The sequence below is a fragment of the Pseudomonas sp. WMBT8 genome (assembly GCF_050916005.1).
Classification (GTDB): domain Bacteria; phylum Pseudomonadota; class Gammaproteobacteria; order Pseudomonadales; family Pseudomonadaceae; genus Aquipseudomonas.
This window is the reverse complement of sequence record NZ_CP188096.1, coordinates 3,517,934-3,537,429: the sequence shown is the minus strand read 5'-3', so window position 1 is coordinate 3,537,429 and position 19,496 is coordinate 3,517,934. Positions and strand designations below refer to the sequence as shown.

General features: G+C 61.6%; 15 protein-coding genes. 7 read left to right on the top strand and 8 right to left on the bottom strand.

The annotated features are described in order from the left end of the window. Positions 1-3 precede the first annotated feature (3 nt). From ACO77H_RS16235 to ACO77H_RS16205, 7 genes are read left to right on the top strand one after another with little or no spacing between them, the layout of a single operon-like run. Complete coding sequence (locus ACO77H_RS16235; protein WP_432754273.1) at positions 4-3,375, top strand: ImcF-related family protein; 3,372 nt, start codon at positions 4-6, stop codon at positions 3,373-3,375. Then, a complete protein-coding gene (gene tssA / locus ACO77H_RS16230) occupies positions 3,372-4,949 on the top strand; it encodes a type VI secretion system protein TssA (protein WP_432754272.1) in 1,578 nt (525 codons plus the stop codon). The genes ACO77H_RS16235 and tssA overlap by 4 nt, the downstream gene beginning before the upstream one ends. A gap of 24 nt (positions 4,950-4,973) precedes the next feature. After that, positions 4,974-6,743 carry a type VI secretion system baseplate subunit TssF gene (gene tssF, locus ACO77H_RS16225; RefSeq protein WP_432754271.1) on the top strand — a complete coding sequence of 590 codons (1,770 nt, stop codon included), beginning with the start codon at positions 4,974-4,976 and terminating at the stop codon, positions 6,741-6,743. After that, complete coding sequence (gene tssG / locus ACO77H_RS16220) at positions 6,707-7,804, top strand: type VI secretion system baseplate subunit TssG (RefSeq protein WP_169952897.1); 1,098 nt, start codon at positions 6,707-6,709, stop codon at positions 7,802-7,804. The genes tssF and tssG overlap by 37 nt, the downstream gene beginning before the upstream one ends. Beyond that, complete coding sequence (gene tssJ / locus ACO77H_RS16215; protein ID WP_432754270.1) at positions 7,785-8,309, top strand: type VI secretion system lipoprotein TssJ; 525 nt, start codon at positions 7,785-7,787, stop codon at positions 8,307-8,309. Before tssG ends, tssJ begins: the two co-directional genes overlap by 20 nt. A gap of 3 nt (positions 8,310-8,312) precedes the next feature. After that, positions 8,313-8,753, top strand: coding sequence for a type VI secretion system baseplate subunit TssE (gene tssE / locus ACO77H_RS16210; protein ID WP_170041201.1), 441 nt, complete (start codon positions 8,313-8,315; stop codon positions 8,751-8,753). A 23-nt stretch (positions 8,754-8,776) separates the two neighbouring features. Beyond that, a complete protein-coding gene (locus tag ACO77H_RS16205; RefSeq protein WP_432754269.1) occupies positions 8,777-9,901 on the top strand; it encodes an OmpA family protein in 1,125 nt (374 codons plus the stop codon). Between the two features lie 192 nt (positions 9,902-10,093). Here ACO77H_RS16205 and ACO77H_RS16200 read toward each other — a convergent pair whose 3' ends face one another. The 8 genes from ACO77H_RS16200 to ACO77H_RS16165 form a co-directional block, all read right to left on the bottom strand. Next, a complete protein-coding gene (locus ACO77H_RS16200) occupies positions 10,094-11,290 on the bottom strand; it encodes an MFS transporter (RefSeq protein WP_169952905.1) in 1,197 nt (398 codons plus the stop codon). Continuing rightward, positions 11,290-12,330 carry an MDR family NADP-dependent oxidoreductase gene (locus ACO77H_RS16195; protein ID WP_169952907.1) on the bottom strand — a complete coding sequence of 347 codons (1,041 nt, stop codon included), beginning with the start codon at positions 12,328-12,330 and terminating at the stop codon, positions 11,290-11,292. The genes ACO77H_RS16200 and ACO77H_RS16195 overlap by 1 nt, the downstream gene beginning before the upstream one ends. Before the next feature lie 145 nt (positions 12,331-12,475). Continuing rightward, complete coding sequence (locus ACO77H_RS16190) at positions 12,476-13,975, bottom strand: 4-hydroxyphenylacetate 3-hydroxylase N-terminal domain-containing protein (protein WP_170057166.1); 1,500 nt, start codon at positions 13,973-13,975, stop codon at positions 12,476-12,478. A gap of 256 nt (positions 13,976-14,231) precedes the next feature. Next, positions 14,232-14,858 (bottom strand): phenazine biosynthesis FMN-dependent oxidase PhzG, encoded by a 627-nt coding sequence (gene phzG, locus ACO77H_RS16185; protein WP_275941748.1) that lies wholly within the window; start codon positions 14,856-14,858, stop codon positions 14,232-14,234. A 38-nt stretch (positions 14,859-14,896) separates the two neighbouring features. Further along, on the bottom strand, positions 14,897-15,733 hold the full coding sequence (locus tag ACO77H_RS16180) for a PhzF family phenazine biosynthesis protein (RefSeq protein ID WP_169952913.1): 837 nt from the start codon (positions 15,731-15,733) through the stop codon (positions 14,897-14,899). 2 nt (positions 15,734-15,735) lie between these two features. After that, positions 15,736-17,649, bottom strand: coding sequence for an anthranilate synthase family protein (locus ACO77H_RS16175; protein WP_432754268.1), 1,914 nt, complete (start codon positions 17,647-17,649; stop codon positions 15,736-15,738). After that, positions 17,646-18,269: an isochorismatase family protein gene (locus ACO77H_RS16170; protein ID WP_169952918.1), complete on the bottom strand. Its 624-nt coding sequence runs from the start codon at positions 18,267-18,269 to the stop codon at positions 17,646-17,648. The genes ACO77H_RS16175 and ACO77H_RS16170 overlap by 4 nt, the downstream gene beginning before the upstream one ends. Next, positions 18,266-19,483, bottom strand: coding sequence for a 3-deoxy-7-phosphoheptulonate synthase (locus ACO77H_RS16165; RefSeq protein WP_169952920.1), 1,218 nt, complete (start codon positions 19,481-19,483; stop codon positions 18,266-18,268). Before ACO77H_RS16165 ends, ACO77H_RS16170 begins: the two co-directional genes overlap by 4 nt. Positions 19,484-19,496: the final 13 nt, after the last annotated feature.

Sequence of the window (19,496 nt, the reverse complement as noted above, 5' to 3'; positions counted from 1 at the left end):
CGAATGCAGTTTCGACGCATTGTAGGCTTCTGGGTGCTGGCTGGCATGCTGTTGTTGGCTGGCACGCTGCTGGGGGTGATGGTATGGCGCTACCCGGACTGGTTGGGTATTCAGCCTGGCAGCGAACGCCAGTCCTTTTGGCTGCTGGCGATCGCTGCAACCACGTTGATAGTGGTGCTGTTTCTGCTGGGTTACCACTTGCTGGGCCGTGAGCTGGGGCGTTCGGCGTATCGCAAGCAGGACGCAAAGAACCTCCAGCCGCAAGCGGCCCGTCCTAAATCTCACGTTGCTCAGGTTGCGCAAAGTGCCGTTCCCAATGGTGCTTATCTTCGAGAACGCTATGGCTTCTTCTGGCGGCGCAAAGTTCGACTCTTATTGGTGGTCGGTGAGCCTGAGCAGATTGAGGCGATTGCCCCAGGGTTGAGCGAGCAGCGTTGGCTGGAAGGGCAAAACACCGTGCTGCTGTGGGCCGGTAGCATCCAAGGTAAACCGCAAGACGCGTTGCTTTTGCAGTGGCGCGGCCTGTGCCGCAGGCGTGCGCTCAATGGGGTGGTCTGGGCATTGAGCAAAGACCAATGCACCGATGCCGCCGCGATGAGCGCCGGTGCCCGTCGCCTGCAAACCCTGGCCCGTGCGTTGCGTTGGCAGTTGCCGCTGCACCTGTGGCAGATCGGCGACAGTGCATGGTCTCAGGAGGAGCGCGATAGCCAGCCCGTGGGCTGCCTGCTGCCATCACGTGTCACTCCCTTGGTTTTAGAAAACAGTCTGGATAGTTTGCTCGACCCCTTGCGCCGTGCGGGCCTTGCGCAAATGCACGATGCCGTGACCCATGACTTCCTCCTGCGGCTGTCCCGCGATTTACAGGCCGAGGGCATTGCCCGATGGCGCCAGGTACTAACGCCGCTAATGGGCGCGTTTTCCCGCGGTGTACCGTTACGCGGCCTATGGTTCAGTCTGCCGGTGCCGCCTGTTGAGAGCACGCTTGAACACTTTTGGCCGGTGAATACGGCCTGGCAAGGCGTTCTCAACGATAAAGCGGCCAGTGGCCGTCGATTGGGCTGGAGCGCACACCGGATCACCTATGCGCTGGCCTTGGGATTGGCCGTGCTGTGGGGAGCGGGTCTGCTGCTGTCTTTCGTCAGCAACCGCGCGCAGATCGCCCAGATACACAGCTCACTGACTGCCCTGCAACACTCCTCGCCAGGTGACGAACAACTCCAGGCCCTCAACGAACTGGTCCGCGAGCTGGCACGCCTGGATGATCGCGTCCAGGGCGGCGCTCCGTGGTACCAACGCTTTGGCTTGAACCAAAATCAAGCACTGCTTGAAACGCTGTGGCCACGTTATGTGGAGGCCAACAACCGCCTGATCCGCGACCCGGCCGCCGCTACGTTGCGCCCACAGCTCAACGCGCTGGTCAGGCTGGCCCCGGACAGCCCTGAACGTGCTGAACGTGCCCGCGATGCCTACGCCCAGCTCAAAGCCTATTTGATGATGGCGCGCCCGGAAAAAGCCGATGCCAGCCTCCTGGTCACAACCCTGAGCGACGTTGAGCCTACACGCACAGGCATATCACCAGGGCTTTGGCAAAGCCTGGCGCCCAACCTGTGGCGGTTCTATGGCGAACACCTGGCCGCGAACCCTGGCTGGCGCATCCAGGCCGACCCCAGGCTGGTCGCGCAAGTCCGGCAGGTACTGCTCGGCCAATTAGGCCAACGCAATGCCGAGGCCAGCCTGTACCAACAACTGCTCGATGATGCCGCCAATCACTACCCGGGCCTGGGCCTTCACCAACTGGTGGGTGACACCGATAGCCTGGCCCTGTTCTCCACCGATGCCAGCGTGCCGGGTGTATTCACCCGCCAGGCCTGGGAGGGCCAGGTGCGCCAAGCCATCGACGAGATCGCCGAGGCCCGCCGCGAGGAAATCGACTGGGTACTCAGCGACAAACCCACCGACATCGACACCCGCTTGAGCCCGGACCAGCTCCGTGAGCGGCTCACCGAACGGTACTTCCAGGACTACGCCAGTGCCTGGCTGGATCTGCTCAATAGCCTGCGTTGGCAGCAGGCCGGGAGCCTCGTCGAAGTGATTGACCAATTGACGCTGATGAGCGACGTGCGCCAATCCCCACTGATTGCGCTGATGAATACCGTGGCCTATCACGGTCAGGCCGGCACCCGAACCCAGGCGCTGGCCGACTCGCTCATGAAGTCCGCGCAAAAGCTGATTGGGCAGGACAAGGCGCCGCTGATTGACCAACTGGCCCACCTACCCAGCAGTCCCTTGGACGCAACCTTTGGCCCATTGCTGGCGCTGTTGGGCAAAGGCCCCGAAGGCAAGAACAGCACGGATGGCTTGAGCCTCCAGGCATTCCTCACGCGGGTAACACGGGTACGCCTCAAGTTGCAGCAAGTCAGCACGGCGGCCGATCCGCTGGAAATGACCCAGGCACTGGCGCAAACCGTGTTTCAAGGTAAAAGCATCGACCTGACCGACACCCAATCCTACGGCAGCCTGATGGCCGCCAGCCTGGGGGCAGAGTGGGGCGGGGCGGCGCAAACGCTATTCGTGCAGCCGCTGGAGCATGCCTGGCAACGCGTCCTGCAACCGTCGGCGGCAGGGATCAACAGCCAGTGGCAACGCTCGATCGTCAGCCATTGGGACGATGCTTTCGCCAGCCGCTACCCATTTACAGCCACTGCCAGCGATGCGTCCTTACCGATGCTGGGGCAGATGATCCGCACGGACTCCGGCCGCATCGAGCAGTTTTTGCAGCGGCAATTGAGCGGCGTGTTGCGCAAGGAGGGCAGCCGTTGGGTGGCCGATCCGCGCCACAGCCAAGGGCTGCGCTTCAACCCGCAGTTTCTGACCGCCATCAACCAGCTCAGCGACCTGGCCGATGTGCTCTACACCGACGGAGGCATGGGGCTGAGCTTTGAACTGCAAGGCAAGCCCGTGCGTGATGTGGTGCAAACCACCTTTATCCTCAACGGCGACAAGCACCAGTACTTCAACCAGAAGGAGAGCTGGCAGCGTTTCAACTGGCCGGGGCGTAGTGACTACCCCGGCGTCAGCCTGAGCTGGACCAGCCTGCTGGCCGGCGAACGGTTGTTCGGCGATTACCCCGGTACCTGGGGGCTGATCCGTTTGCTGGAAAAAGCCCAGGTCACGCCACTGGATGATGGTGACAGCCGCTACCGCATGGTGCTCAAGGCGCCCGATGGCTTGAACTTGATCTGGCACCTGCGCACCGAGTTGGATGCCGGGCCGTTGGCGTTGCTCAAATTAAGGGGCTTCAAGTTGCCCCGGCAGATATTTCTCAGCGAGAACGCCGCCGAAACGCCTTATGCGCAAAACGGGAGTTTCCCATGAGCCTACGCACCTTAATCGCCCGCTGCCTCGGCGAGCGCGACGCGTTGTCCGTCGCCCGCGAACAGGCCACCCAATGGCAACCCTGGTTGCAGCCCATCAGCACCGACTCCCCCGTCGGCGAAGACCCCGGCTACGACGATGACTTCCAGCGCATGCGCGAAGAGGTCAACAAGCTCTCGGGCGCCGATGCCGAGCAGGTCGCCCAACTGGCGCAGAAGCTGTTGACCCACAGCTGCAAGGACCTGCGCGTTGCCACCTATTACCTGTGGGCACGCTTGCACAAGGACGGCGAAGTCGGCTTGGCCGATGGTCTCAGCCTGCTGGCGGCGTTGGTGGAACGCTTTGCCGACGCGGTGCTGCCCATCCGCCCCAACAGCCGCAAGATGGCCCTGGAATGGTTGGCGGGTGGCAAGGTGCTCGACACGCTGTCGCTGTACCCGGAAGTGGTCAAAGCCGAGGCCGAGCGCACTGCCGCAGCACTGGCCTGGCTGGAGCGCGGACTGAATGTGTTGCCGCAGGAGCAGCGCCCTGATTTGGCGCCATTGTATGCCGCCTTGTCCGCGAGGCTGGCGCAGTCCGGCGGCATGGACGCGCTGGTGCCGCAGAACACCGCCAGCCATGAGTCAACCGCGCATGCGCCAGCGCCGCAGATCAAGTCCGGGCGTGATCTATTGGACAGCGGTCGGGCATTGGCGGGCTACCTGCGTGAGCAACCCCTGGGTTGGCTGGCGGCTCATCGGTTGATGAAGAGCTTGCGTTGGGACACCGTGCATCAGACACCCCCTCAGGAGGCTAACGGCAACACGCGTTTGGCGCCGCCGCGCGGTGAATACCGGGCACAGCTCAAACGTTTGTACCTGCAACAGAACTGGTCGGAGCTGATCGAGCAGGTCGAGCGGATCTATGCCGAGGGCGTGAACCATTTCTGGCTGGACCTGCAGTGGTTCTTGTATCAGGCCCTGAGCAAACAACCCGCGCCGCAGGATCGCTGGGCCGATATCGCCAAGCGTGACCTGGGCATGTTCCTTGAGCGCCTGCCGGGTCTGGAGGTGCTGTGCTGGAGCGACGGCAGCCCGTTTGCCGACGAAACCACCCGAGAGTGGATCGCCCAGCACGTCAGCGGCAACCAGCCCCAGCAATGGTTGCCCGTACCCTCGGCGGCACCGGCCACTGGCGATACCGACATCCTGTCCCTGGAAGGCGAGGCCGTGGCCCAGGCTGACAGCGACGGCGTGGATCAGGCGCTGGCCTGGCTGGCCGCACGCCCCGGTATCCACACCGGGCGCCAACGCTGGTTGCTGCGCCTGTTGATGGCGCGGGTGGCCGAGCAGTACAGCAAGAGCGACCTGGCCATCCATCTGTTGGCCGAACTGGACGCCACGGCGCAACGTCACGCCTTGGCCGAGTGGGAGCCCGAGCTGAATTTCGAGGTCAAGGCGCGGCTGCTCAAACTGCTGCGGGTGAAAGCCCAGCGCAATGACGCCGACAAACCTACCCTGGCGCGGCGCATGGAAGCTTTGCTGGCGGCGTTGGTAGCCATCGATCCGGTACGCGCCGCAGTGCTTTGCGGCTAACCCTCCTACATCAGGATTCTTTCTGTGAACATGGACAATCTGACACTGCGCTACTTCGATGCCGAAATGCGCTACCTGCGCGAGGCCGGCAAGGAGTTCGCGGACGCGTTCCCGGATCGGGCGGCGCAGCTCAATCTGGACAAACCGGGAGCGCAGGATCCCTATGTGGAGCGCCTGTTCGAGGGCTTCGCATTCTTGATGGGCCGCTTGCGCGAAAAACTCGACGACGACCTGCCGGAACTGACCGAAGGCCTGGTCAGCCTGCTGTGGCCGCATTACCTGCGCACCATTCCATCGCTGTCGGTGGTCGAATTGGCGCCTGAACTGGCGCAGATGAAGCGCAGCGAGTTGATCGCCCAGGGCTTTGAGGTGCTGTCGCAACCGATCGGCCCGCAACGCACCCGTTGCCGTTACACCACCACCCAGGACTTGACCCTGCGGCCGCTGGCGTTGGAATCGGTGGCGCGCGGTCATGAAATGGATGGTCGCTCAGTGTTGCGCCTGCGTTTTGCCTGTGGGGCGTTGACCGACTGGAGCCTGATCGACCTCAGCCGTTTGCCGCTATACCTGAATGCCGATACGCCGCTGGCCAGCGCGTTGCATCAGGCGCTGACCCTGAATGCACAAGCGATGTATGTGCGCTGGCCCGGCCAGACCGAGCGCCAGCCACTGACCGCGCATTTTGCGCCCAAGGGCTTTGCCGATGAAGACCGGCTGTGGCCAAAGGGCGACAGCGCCTTCAGCGGTTACCAGTTGCTGTTGGAATATTTCAGTTTCCGTGAAAAATTCATGTTCGTGACCTTGTGCGGCCTGGAGCAGTTGAAGATTGCGCCTGGCACGGCCTGGTTCGAACTTGAAGTGGTGTTGCGTGAGCCCTGGCCGGCCAACTTCGACTTGAGCAGCGAGCACATCCGCTTGCACGCGGTACCGGTGATCAATCTGTTTGCGCTGGAGGCCGACCCGCTGACCCTGGCGCCCTTGCAAACCGACTACTTGCTACGCCCGATGCGATTGCAGGACGGTCATACGGAGATCTATTCGGTGGACCGGGTCACTGCGTCGAGGAACGCCGAGCGCCAGGACTACGTGCCGTTCACCAGCTTTCGTCACAAGGGCGGCATGCTGCGCTTTGATGCCCCAGAACGCTACTTCCATACACGCCTGAAGCGCGCAGCGAATGGTTTGCATGACACCTGGCTGATTCTGGGCGGCGAGGGTTTCGACAAGGACCGCCTGCGCGAGCGTGAAAGCCTGTCATTGCGCTTGACCGGCACCCACGGTCAGTTGCCGCGCAAGGCACTGCAAAGCACCTTGCTCGATACGGTGGTGCAGTCCACCCAGGCCGGTTTGCGCGTGCGCAATCTGTGTGCGCCGACCTTGCCGTGTTATCCGCCGAACCGCGACCGCTTTCACTGGCGGGTGCTCAGTCACCTGGGATCGAACTTCCTGCCGATGCTCGACAACGCCGAGGTGCTGCGCGGGACGTTGGCGCTGTATGACTGGACGGGCAGTGAGCTGAATCGCCGTCGTTTGGCGGCGATCGTCGAGGTCAAACATCACCTGGTGCAGCGTTTCGAGAAAGGCTTTCTGCTGCGTGGGGTGGATATCGAAATCACCCTGGATGCCAATGGCTTTTCGGGGGAGGGCGACATCAGCCTGTTCGGCGAGATGCTCAACCGCTTCTTCTCCTTGTATGCCGACATTCATCTGTACACCCAGCTCACGCTGATCCTGCAACCTACTGGAAAGTGCCTGCGATGGAACGAGAACCACAGTCAGCGTATTCCCGGCTGAAAGCCGGCGGCCTGCTCGACGCCCTGCAGGACCAAGTAGCCGAGGCTAACCTGTACCGCTTTTGCCAGTTGCTGGAGCAGGCTCTGCCCGGTCATCCGCCTTTGGGCAGTACCGCGCACCCGGCTGATGATGCGGTGCGCTTTCGGCCTGATCCGGGGATGGGCTTTCCAGCCAGCGAGTTGAAGTCGATTGAAACCGATGTCGCTCATCCGGAACGGCCGGCGACAGTACGCACTCGTCTGCTCGGGTTGTACGGCGTCGACTCGCCGATGCCGACGGTGTTTTTGGATGACATCGCGCAGCGCCGGGAAGGGCATGAAGCGTTGGAAGCCTTCCTGGATATTTTCAACCACCGGATCTTCACCCAGTTCTACCGGATCTGGCGCAAGTATTCCTACCCGGCGACTTTCGAAGCAGGCGGCACCGATGCCACCTCGCAATGCCTGTTGGGCCTGATCGGCTTAGGGATTCCTGGCACCGCCCAGCAGATCGCCACGCCGGTCTCGCGTTTTCTGGCCCTGCTCAGTGTGATGCGCCTGCCCACACGTAATGCCGAGGGCATCACCGCGCTGGTCAAGTTACTGGCGCCCAACACCCAGGCGCAGGTGACCCCGCATTGGCCACAAAAAATTGCGTTGGAACATCCGGCCAGCCTTTCCCGCCAACGTCCAGTGAGCTTGTCCCAGGGGACGCCGTTGGGCAGCGTTGGCCTTGATGCCAACAGCCAACTGCGGCTGACGCTCTACACAGAAGACACGCAGGAAGCCATCGGCTGGTTGCCCGGTGGTGAGTTGTACAGCGATCTGCTGGTGCTGCTGCGCGTGTACCTCGGGTGGCGCTGCACGGCGAAACTGCAGTTGTCATTGCCAGTGCACAGCCTGCCCGCACCGGTGCTGGGGCAAGCCCCTATTCGGTTGGGCATGACCGGGGTGCTGGGCTTGGGAAGCGATGCTTGGCAGGTGGCCGAACACGACACTCTCACGATCAACCTGGGCCGCTACCAAGGCCTTTCGATTAATCCCCACAATAGGGAAACACAGCATGTTGCGTACCGTTTTTAGTCTGGTGATATTCGCGGCTCTCGGCGGGTGTGGTCTGGCCCAGACCGTTGCGGATGGCACGGCATCCACTACCAAGGCGATCTTCTACAAGCAGGTGAAAACCCTGCATCTGGATTTCAGTGCACGCGCGGCGTTGAACACCTCTGCCACGGACATGAGCGCCTTGTCGGTGCCGACCCTGGTGCGGGTGTATCAATTGCGCGACAGCAAGGCCGTAGAGCAGGCCACCTACGACGGGCTGCTGGGCGATGACAATCAACTGCTGGCGAGCGCGTTGTTGGACAAACGCTCGGTGGTGGTGAAGCCCGAGGAAGGCGCGCAGTTGAATGTGCCGATGGACAAGGACGCGCAGTTCGTCACGGTGGTGGCGTTGTTTCGCAGCCCTGATACCCAGTTGAACACCTGGCGCCTGACGTTGAACCGTGATGACCTGGACCCGGATCGGGCTCGGGTCATCGAGCTGGGGGATAATCGCTTGACCCTGCGGCCCTTGGCAAAGGACTGAACCATGACCGAGTACAACCCCTCGCTGTACGAAATGCTGCTGCAAAATTTCGACGGTGAGTTGGATCTGCATCAGGTCAGTGAGGAAGACCAGCACGCCCTCTCGGTGCTGGACAACCTGCAGCGCATCCTCAACAGCCGCGCCGGTGCTCTCAGCCATCTGCCCGATTACGGGCTGCCGGACATGGGCCTGATCCTGCAGGGATTGCCCGCCACGGCCCATGGCTTGATCGGCACCATGACCGCCACCCTGCTCAAGTACGAACCGCGTCTGGCAGCGGTCTCCATCGAACTGCAGCCCCAGACGCTGCCGGGGCATCTGGAGTATGCCCTGGACGCGCAACTCAAAGATGGGCAGCACGTGAGCTTCGGCACCACCCTGGCGCCCGAGGGCAAAGTGCTGGTGCGTCACTTGAAGCGACAGCACTACCTGACCAAGCCTTGAACCTAGAACGGAAGGGAAGCCCAATGACGGCGTTGTTTGAGATGCGTATTCGAGTCGGCGGTGATCCACGCGGCTTCAGTGAATTTACGGTATTGCGTGAGGAATTGGCCAAGCTCAGCCATCCTGCTTGCCCGGATGTGGACTGGGCCAAGGTGGAGCAAAGCTGCCTGGCGTTGTTCCAACAAAATGGTGCCGACCTACAAACAGCGTGTTTTTACACCTTGGCACGCGGTCAACGTCATGGGCTGGAGGGCATCACCCAGGGCGTGGTGTTGCTGGAAGCCCTGAGTCGCGAGTGGGCACGCCTGTGGCCGCCGATGGCGTCGGTGCGTCCGGACCTGCTGGGGTGGTTGTTCGATCAGTTGCAACCGCTGATGCGCAGCATGGCGATGACCGCCCACAGTGTGTCCGCGTTGGTTCAACTGGACACCGAGCTGGCACGTTTGCATGCGCGCTTACTTTCTCAGGGGGCGAATCCTCTGCAAGCATTACAGGCTCTGCGCTACCAGGTGGGCAGCCTTATCCAGCGCCTTGAACAGCGCTATGCATCGGGCGAAATAGTGCTGGATCCCGTTAGAGTGATGACACCGACATTGGTGAAACCTGTGGTGATCCTGCCGCCCCCTGACGTGGAGCCACGCAGGCGGCGTCTGGCCTTGTGGCTGTTTGCCGGGATGCTGATTATCGCCTTGCTCGCGGGACTTGGTTGGCAGACATGGCTGACAAATCAAGACCGTCCACCCCTCATGCCCGAACCCGTGCGATTGGACAGCCTGTCGCTGTTCGATGCCGGAAGCGCAATCCTGAAGCCAGGCTCGACCAAAGTACTGATCAATGCCCTGGTCGGTATCAAAGCCCAACCGGGCTGGCTGATCGTGATCGCAGGGCATACCGATGCGACCGGACCTGTGGAACAAAACCTGGCCCTGTCCCACGCCCGCGCCTCAGCCGTGCGCGACTGGATGCAGCAGATGGGCGACATCGCCGACAGTTGTTTCGCGGTGCAGGGCTTGGCGGCCAAACAGCCTATCGCCAGCAATGCGACCGAGGCCGGACGTACCGTTAATCGGCGTGTGGATATCCAACTGGTACCGCAGGTGGGTGCCTGTGAGCAGACCGCATTGGCGGGGGAAAGTGGTCGATCATAAAGTGCCGACCCAAGTGTTCACCTGCAAGGCGAGCTCCTTTCCTTTCAGCGCGCAATGGCTCTTGGCTGTGGCCGAGGCCACCCGCACCGAACCGCATTACCCTGCCCAAGCGTTAGCCCGACTTCGGACGGGCAATATTTCAAGCAGCGCCCCGGTTGGAGCGAGATCTGCGCAAAATCCCGCTCCGAAGGCTCACACCTTGACGTTACGCCCCGCCGGCAGCGCCACGATCAATTCAATCAGCAAAATCCCCACCAGCAACAACACCGGCAGGTTCCAGTCTCCACTGTGTTGATAGAGTGCCCCGACTACCAGGGGCCCCGCGACGGCAATCAGATAACCCACCGTTTGCGCCATGGCCGAAATACGCGTGGCGGTGTCGATGCTGGCGGCCTTGGCAACGAACAGGAACGTCCCCAGAGAAAGCCCGGCACCTTGCCCGAAGCCGAGCACACCGGCCCACACGATGGCGCTGGGCAAAGGCGCATACATCAACCCCAGTGTTCCGGCCAGGCACAACAGGATGACTGAAGTGATGTGCGGGCGGTGGTCCTGGGTGCGTGCAGCCAGCAAAGGCGTGAAAAAACTGGCGACCATCAGGCTCAGTTGCGAGACCGAGAAAATCAGCGCCGCAGTAGCCACATCGGTGCCACGGTCCCTGAGTAGGGTGGGCATCCACGGCAGAAACACGAACAGGTTCAGCACTTGCAGTCCGAAAAACAGCGTGATTGCCCAGGCCGTGGGGTTGCGATAAACGTTAACGCTCGGCCCGCTATGACCGCTGCCCAACCCATGGTGCGCGGCGTGCCGCAACTGTGGCAACCACAGTAACAAGGCCAGCAAGGCCGGGACGGCCCAGAGCCCGAGGGCATGGAACGCCGAGGCGCGATCAGCCCCCAGCCATTGGAACAGCGGCAGCGATACGCTGGCACCCAGTACCGCACCGGCTCCAAGCATCAATGCATAGATCCCCATCACCATACCCATGCGTTGCGGACCGAAGCGTTTTCGTGCGAGCACGGGCATGATCACGTTCATCACGGCAATACCCACACTGCCCACTACGGTGCCCACGATCAGCCCGGACTCACCCAGCCCGCGAACGCTGCAACCGATGCTTAGCAGGATCAGCGCGAAAAACAGCGCACGCTCCTCTCCCAGCCAGTGTCGCAACCTTACGCCGGCCATGGAGAACAGACCCAGCAGTGCCAGAGGTAAGGTCGTCACCAGCAAGGTGGAGGTAAAGCCAAGTTGCAGGTTCTCCAACAATGGGCCAACTGTTGTGAAGATCAGCCGCAGGTTCAGCGACACCAGGATAAAACCCACCCACAGCAGCCATGATTGCGCCGCGGTGGTATTGACTTGAGGTGAAACGGTTGAGGTGTCCATCACTGTTCCAACTCCACCAGGACCAGGCTCTTGAGGTGGCCCGCGCAGGCTTCTTGCAACGCCAGCGGTGCCTGGTCCAGGCCTTTGACCAATGTGTGGGCAATCCGAATACCGCTGCCGCGCTGCCACAGCGCCAGTTGCCGGATCCAGGCGTCAAACATTTCTGGTGCCTCTTCGTCGGCACTGAAACCGCGTATCGTCACGCCCTTGAGAATCAGCTGGAAGGTGTCGAGCTCCACCGGTGCCTTCAGGGTTGCGCTGTGGGGGTTCAGTTCCGCTGACACTGCACCGAGCAATACACAACGTGCACCGTGCCGGGCGATCTCCAGCGCGGCCGCCAGTTGTTCGCCGCCGACCATGTCGACGATAACGTCAATACCCTCTGGAGCAACGCGGGCCAGTTGCTCGCGGATTGGCTCGCCTTCGCGTGTGACCACCGCGTCATAACCCAACTGCGCCTGCATCCAGCGGGCTTTCTCCTGGTTGCTGGTCGTGCCGATGACTCGCGTAGCACCCAGCAGTCGGGCGATTTGCCCGGCCATTGAGCCAATCGCGCCTGCACCGCTGGTGACAAAGACCGTATCGCCCGGACGCACTTGCACGCCCTTGACCAGCGCGGCAAAGGCGGTCCAGCCATGCCCGAGCCACGCGGCGGGGTCAACGACCGGGCTGTCGATGTACGTGCATTGTGCGACCGGCACCATTGCATAATCGCGCCACCCCAAAGGATGCATGACCAGGCTGCCGATGCTCAGATCAACGCCGGCGCCGACCTGTACCACCTCGCCAATGGCGCCATCGGCGAGCGTGTCGCCAGGCTTGAGTGGTGGAAAGGGAATGCCCTTTACCTCCTCGGCACCCGCTTCGGCCATCAAGCGGGTAGAGATAGAGACACGAAACCAGCGGTTGCGCACCAGTACTTGCCCGGGGCCGGGTGCTGCAAGCGCGGTTTCGACCACCGCAAAATGTTCGGCCTTGAGTGCGCGTGAGTTGTAACCGAGTAGTTTGACCTCGCGCGCTTTGAGTGTTTGTTCCGTCATGAACGGGCTCCTGCTGTATTCATTTGGAGGTTCCTGGGGCGGTGTAGCCGTTGAAGGTTGGAAACTACGAGATGCCAGAGGCCGCAAGGCGGGCAACGCTGATCGAGCGCCGGGCTCATTGCGCGGCGCCTGCGCGGCAGTTGGTCTATTTGGCGTTGAGCCCCACCATGCGGCGTATCAGGCTGGTGCTTTGGTGGTAGTCGTAGTCCAGCACCAGGCGATCGCGCAGCAGGGGCTCGCTGAGTGCGTGCTGCTCTTCAAACACCAACGCCCGTGTGGAGTGCTCACTGGCGGCCACGTCCCACACCAGATTCATCAGCAGGTTCTTCTCTCTGGCGCCCACGCTTTGCGTGTCAAGAAACCAGGAGAACTTCTGGCCAAAGGCGGCGTCGGCGGCCAAGTCTTTCTCGTTGAACCTGAGGATCAGGCCTTGTCCGCACAGCTCTCTGAGCAGATGCAGCACCCGGGGCAGTTTTTCCATGGCAAATACCCGTCCGGCGGCCAGTGCGTTGGGGCCAGGCAGCAGTATGTCGCCGTCGGACATCTCGGCCGTTTCGATGGACGCGATGCACATGCCTTTGAGTATTTCTGAAAACTGCACTATTTCGCTGACCCGCTGGCGAACCACCGCAATACCCTCAAGGCCCAGGACTTCCATGATCACCTTGGCCAGTCCGGCGTACAGGTCCGCCTTGGTTTCCAGACGCACCAGCGTGTACCAATGGCTGTATGAGGTCCACAGGTTGAAGAAACCGGCGTTGGCCAGTTCTGGGACGTTTGCCGCCATGATTCGCCAGCGTGGAATGAACACGTTATCGAATACCACCATCGCCTCGGCTTCTTCGCCTTTGGACGTGAGCGGGTGGTCGTAGGCGCTGGCGTGGGGCTGGGAGACAATCTCCCGGCAGAAAATCTTCACCCCCGGCGCATCGGCAGGGACGTAGGCCCAGAATGACTCGTCGGGCGCCGCGGGGTGCAAACTGCCGACAAATATTTCATTGGATTGCGGTGCTACCGTGCCCACGCCTTTGACGCCGCTGATCCAGATGCCCTCGGCGTTTTGCTTGTTGATCCGCATCACCGCACGATCGGGCGGCGTCAGGTTGAGGTCGGTGCCGTGGGTCCGTGCCCGATAGCCTTGAGGGTCAACAATGGCCTCGGACAAATACAGGCTGTTGCGCTCGGCGTAGTCATGGTAATCGGTGATGTTTTCTGCGTACTCGGGGCATTTTTTCCTGAATGTCGGCAGGTGTCCCATCATGCCGACGGCGAAGCTGGCGATCATGTCCAGGCTACGGCAGTGGGTGCCCCAGGTTTTTTGCGCAACGTACATGATTGCGCGGCGTCGCGACGCCAAGTCTGCTTTGTTTCTGGGGGGCATATAGGCAGAAGAGGCCAGGTAACCGTCGGGGCGTACGTACGTCAGAATGTCGTCGTGTTTACCGCTGAACTGTTCCTCGTAGATTTCTGCAACTTGCGATATGCCGCCAGCCGTAGAGAAGTGTGTAGTCACATCTTCAACAACTTGGCCTTGATAAATAACAGTGCGGTCATCACGCAGTGAAGCTTTGAAGGATTCTGCACTTTTCAGATATTTACGCTTGTTTTGCAGATCTGGCATGGTAGCAACCTCAGTAATGTTCAACGTTGTTTGCGTAGGCTCTGGCCCGCTGTCTAGCGCTGGATCAAGGACAACGTTCTAGCGCCACTATAAGATTCAGATGGGAATTAATGTCGTTACAGACTTTGGCGATCCGGATTCTCTGTTTGGCATTTCGAGTACGCGTTGTTTCCCACCCGGACTCTTGTCTTGTTGACCGGGTGTCATGAATATTGAAGTTCGTGCAATGTGTTCGAAGTTGCAGCAACCCGGTTTTTCAAAGCGTGTTTATTGCACTGTCCTACGGCTGTAGCCGGCGATGTTTCCAGCCTTCGGCGCAGCGGTCATAGCGCAGCCGCTCATGCATCCGCCCGCTGCCGTTGGCCCAGAACTCAATTGACTCAAGGCACAACTCGAACAGGCAATATCCGGGTGGGCGTGGCAGCGGGCCGCCGACTAGTGCCAGACGCTGGGCTTGCGCGCGCAACGACTCAATATCGATGAGTTCTTCACTCTGGCGCGAGGCCACCGACATGGGGTGGGTTGCATAGGGCCGACTCTGCCACTGTGCGTCGGCGCGCTCCGACGAAAGCTGCTCGGCGATACCATTGAAAATGATCTGCTGACTGGTTTCACGCCAATACAGCACCCCCGAGGCCCAGGGATTCTCCAGTAGTTCGCGCCCTTTCTGGCTGCCGGCATGGGTGGCGAACACCAGGCCACGCGTACTGATTTCGCTGATCACGATGATGCGTGTCGATGGCCGGCCCTGGCTGTCGGCGGTGGCCAGAGCCAGCGCCCGAGGTTCGCGGATGCCCACGCGGCGTGCACGCTCCAACCAGTTGGCCAGCACGACCATGGGATCGGCGGGCAGCGTCTGGTACTCGGGAAACGGCGCATCCAGCGTGCCGGTGAGAGACTCCGACATACCTTTGCCCAGCAGGGGCTTGCCTTGTAGTGAAGGGTTCATAGCACGATGGTCCCCCGGCCGAACGTGACGCCATTGCCCGATACTTCAACCCGAGTCAGTTGATCGGCTCGGCCCTCAGCCCTGGCGAACATCAGCGACGGCCGGCCGATTTCCACGCCCTGCAGAATCTCGATCTGCTGGCCGAACTCGATCTGGCCGTGGCGTGCCAGGTGAATTGCCAAGGGCCCGGCCGCAGAGCCGGTGGCGGCATCCTCGACCACGCCATAGGCCGGTGAGAACATCCGGCTGCGCCACTGCCGCCCTGCGCCGGCAAAGCAGTTGATGGCCATGTCATGGAAGCTGGCAAGGGCACGATGGTCGGGGTGCAGCGCTGACAGCGCGGCAATATCCGGCAAGCCGACAAACACATGGCGCGGGCCGTTGTGATAGATCTCGATAGGAAAGGTCGAGCCGCTGATCCCCAAGGCGCTGAGCAATTGCGCATCGCGTCCCAAGGTGGTCCAGGTCGGTATGGGCTGGTCCATGCTGGCGGCGATGACACTGGTGTTGTGGCGCTCCAGTTCAAAAGTGATGGTGCCCATCCGGGTTTCCAGGTACAGCCGGTGATTGTCGGTCTGCGCACCCAACGCAATAGCGGTACCCAGTAATGGATGGCCGGCAAACGGCAGTTCGTTGACCGGGGTGAAAATCCGGATCAACGCATCGCCACCGTTGCGCGGCTTGAGCACGAAGGTGGTTTCCGACAGGTTCATCTCGCGGGCGATACGTTGCATTTGCGTGGACGACAAGTCATCGGCGTCAAAGAACACCGCGACCGGATTGCCTTCCAGAGGGACGCTGGCAAAGGCGTCGATGATGACGTATTGGTGCATGGTTATCTCCCGGCGGCCGAAGCGCTGCTGTCGACAGGTGTGTGGAGGAGGGCATGGCGTAGCAGGTCGGCGATGATGCGTGGGCCTTCCTGGGTCAGCAGCGACTCGGCATGAAACTGCATGGATGCAAACGATGGCCCACGCAGGGCATGTACTTCCCCGGTCTCGCTGTCGCGGCTGATTTCGACGGTTCCGATGCCGTTGATGTCTAGGCGGTCACTGCTGCTCTGGGCGGCGAAGGTGTTATAGAAACCGACCCGTTCGGCGTGGCCAAACAGGTCGATCTGTTTTTGCACGCCCTGGTTGGGAATGGCTCTGCGTTGCAGCTCCAGGCCCAGGCACAGACTCAGCACCTGATGACTCAGGCACACCGCGAGGAACGGTCGCTGCTGGCGCAGCAAGGAGCGGATGGCCACGTGCAGATGGTCGATTTTTGGCAGTTGGGTATCGCTCGGGTTACCGGGGCCTGGGCCCATGATCACCAGGTCATAACCATCAAAGCTGTATTCGTCGCGCAAGCTGCACACCGTTACCACCAGACCCAGGGCACGAAGTTGCTTGGCGATCATCGAGGTGAAGGTGTCTTCCGCGTCGACGATCAACACCTGGCGCCCGTTAAAATCGGCATGGGTCTGTTGCCGTTGCTGGCTGTCCATCAGCCAGAAGTTGGAAACGTAGGCATTGCGGCTGGCCAAAGCCGCCCGCACCTGCAGGTGGCTACCGAAGCGCGAGGGCGCCTGGTTTTTCAATGCGCTAATCAGCCCGGCGGCCTTGGCCCGGCTTTCGGCAGCTTCGGTCACTGGATCAGAGTGGCGCACGATGGTCGAGCCCACGCTGATCTGCACCTGGCCGTTGCCATCGATGTCGGCGGTGCGAATCAGGATCGCCGAATCCAGAGTACGCCCCCCCTTGCCGTCGCTGCCGATCAGCGCAGCCATGCCGCTGTAGTACCTCCGGCCTTGTGGCTCATAGCGTTGAATGACCCGGCAGGCGCTTTCCAGTGGACTGCCGGTGACGGTAGGGGCGAACAGGGTTTCGCGCAGGATTTCGCGTACATCGCGCCGGGTCTTGCCTTCGATGAAGTATTCGGTGTGGGCCAGGTGGGCCATTTCCTTGAGGTAAGGACCGAGCACGCGGCCGCCGTCGTCACAAATGCGCGCCATCATTTTCAGTTCTTCGTCGACCACCATGTACAGCTCGTCGGCTTCCTTGCGGTCGGCCAAAAATTCCATGACCTCTGCCAGGTTGGGACCGGCGGGCGGATAGCGATAAGTACCGCTGATGGGGTTCATCACCGCAAGCCCCTCCTTGACGCTGATATGGCGCTCGGGGGATGCACCGACGAAGGTGCGGTTGCCGGTGTGGATGATAAATGTCCAATAGACACCTTTCTCCCGCTCTAGCAGATGACGAAAGAACGACAGGGCACTGGCTGGTCCGTATTCGCTGATCTCGGCGAGGAAGGTGCGCTTGATCACGAAGTTTGCGCCTTCACCGCAGCCGATTTCGTTGGTGATCACCTGGCTGACGATCTCGGCGTAGCTTGCGTCGCTGAGGTCGAAGCGCTCGTTGTTCAACTGGATGGGCACGTCGGGCAGCAACCCCAGTAGCTGTTCGATGCCGATGGGCTGCTGTTCGGTGATTTTCATCGCCAGCAATGGCGACTGATCGTCCACGGCGTCAAAGCCACGCTCGGCAATCTGGCGGTAGGGAATCAGCGTCAATACATCCAGGCGAGGCGCGCCGATCGAGGTGGCGGGCAAGTCGATATCGGCCAGGACCGTGGGCTGCGACATCTCGCCTATCAACACGTCCAGCAGTCCCGGGCCGCCGGACTCCGGCCGGTACAGCAGGGCAAACGGCTCGGGCGCCGGTTGCAGGATGCGCTCCATAAGGCGGGCGGCGGCTTGGCTCATGACACCACCTCGTCAGTGGTGACGACCATGGCACAGCGGCTGGCGGCGTATTCGATGGCCATCCAGTGGTGTTCCTTGCTGAAGTCGGCAATAGCGTCGGCCACGAGGAACGGCTGGATATCGTTGGAGTAGGCATCTACGGTCGAGATCAGCACCCCGACATGGGCATACACCCCGCACAGGATCAACTGATCGCGCTCATTGGCGTGCATCCGCTCCAGCAGGTCGGAGTTGAAGAACGCACTGTAGCGCCACTTAGTCAGCAGCCAGTCGCCAGGCTTGGGCGTCAGGGCGTCGACCACCTCGCGGTCAGTGGCGCTGGCCTGCATGCCGGGCCCCCAGAAGTCCTTGAGCAGCCCGCGTTGCGCTTCGCTCATGCTGCCAGGCTGGGCGGTGTAGGCCACCGGCACGCCGTTGTCAGCCGCCCACTGGCAAATGCGCGCGGCGTTGCCCACCACTTCTTCACGCAGGGCGTCGGGCAAGGGCCGTAGGAAGTAGCGTTGCATGTCATGCACCAACAGTACGGCGCGCTCGGGGTCGATACGCCATTGTGCGAGGTTGACAGGCAGGTCGCGGGAGGTGGGTAGGGCATACGGGACGATGTTTGGAATGCCGGTCATGCGACAGTCTCCAGTGGGAAGTTTGCAGTGGGGGCTGCTTGCCAGCCGTTCCAGGCCATCACTGCGGCGAGTGCCTGCTGGGGATTGAGGCGTGGGTCGCAGAGACTGGTGTAGTGGCGGCTGACCTGGAGCAAACCTGCCGCGTCTGTCGCGCATTCGCTGACGTTGTCGGGGGTGGTTTCCAGGTGAAGGCCGGCGGCCACGCCACCGGCTGAAGTCACGGCATGCTTGAAGGTGCAGATTTCCTCGCTAATGGTTTGCACCATGCGGGTCTTGTTGCCGCAAGGGGCGACGATAGTGTTGCCATGCATCGGATCGCTCAACCAGATCACCGGATGGCCGGCTGCACGTACCGTTTCTACCAGCGACGGTAGGCGTTCGCCGACGGCCTGTGCGCCCATTCGCGCAATCAACGTCAACCGTCCTGGCTCGCGTTGCGGGTCGAGCCGTTCGCAAAGCCCCAGCAACTGCTCGCGACCCATCTGCGGGCCGACTTTGCAGGCCACCGGGTTGAGCACCTGGCTGAGCAGCGCCACATGCGCGCCGTTCAACTGTCGGGTGCGCTCGCCAATCCAAGGCCAATGGGTCGACCCCAGGTAGGCCCGGTGCTGGTGATCCTTGCGCAACATCGACAGCTCGTAGTCGAGCAACAGCATCTCGTGACTGGTCCACACCGGCGGGGCGCCTTTATCAAGATCGCGCGGGGCGTCCCAGCCCAGGTGACGCATGATGTTGCGCGCCGATGCATAGCCCTTGAGGATCCGCTGTGGGTTGGCCTGACGCTGTCTGGCATTCGCCGCATGACCGTTGACCATATCGCCGCGATACACCGGCAGCAGCTGTTCGCCGACCTGTTCATGGGGCTTGGATCGAGGCTTGGCATATTGCCCGGCAATCCGCCCGACCCGGATTACCGGGCGGCCCCCGGCCTTTTGCAGCGCCCCGGCGAGCGTCTCAAGCAGTGCGGTCTTGCGTGTCACGCTGTGTACCTGGTGGTCGTCGATGTCTTCGGCGCAGTCGCCGCACTGCATCACCAGCGCCTCGCCCGTGGCGACACGGGCAAGCTGTGCACGCAGTGCCAGGGTATCGCCAACCCGGATCAACGCCGGGCTGGCCCGCAGGCACTCCTGAACCTTGCGCAGGCACGACGGATCGTCCCAGTCGGGTTGCTGCAGCACCTCGCAGCGCTGCACGCGTTGCAATAAATCGTCCATTATTGACCCTGCT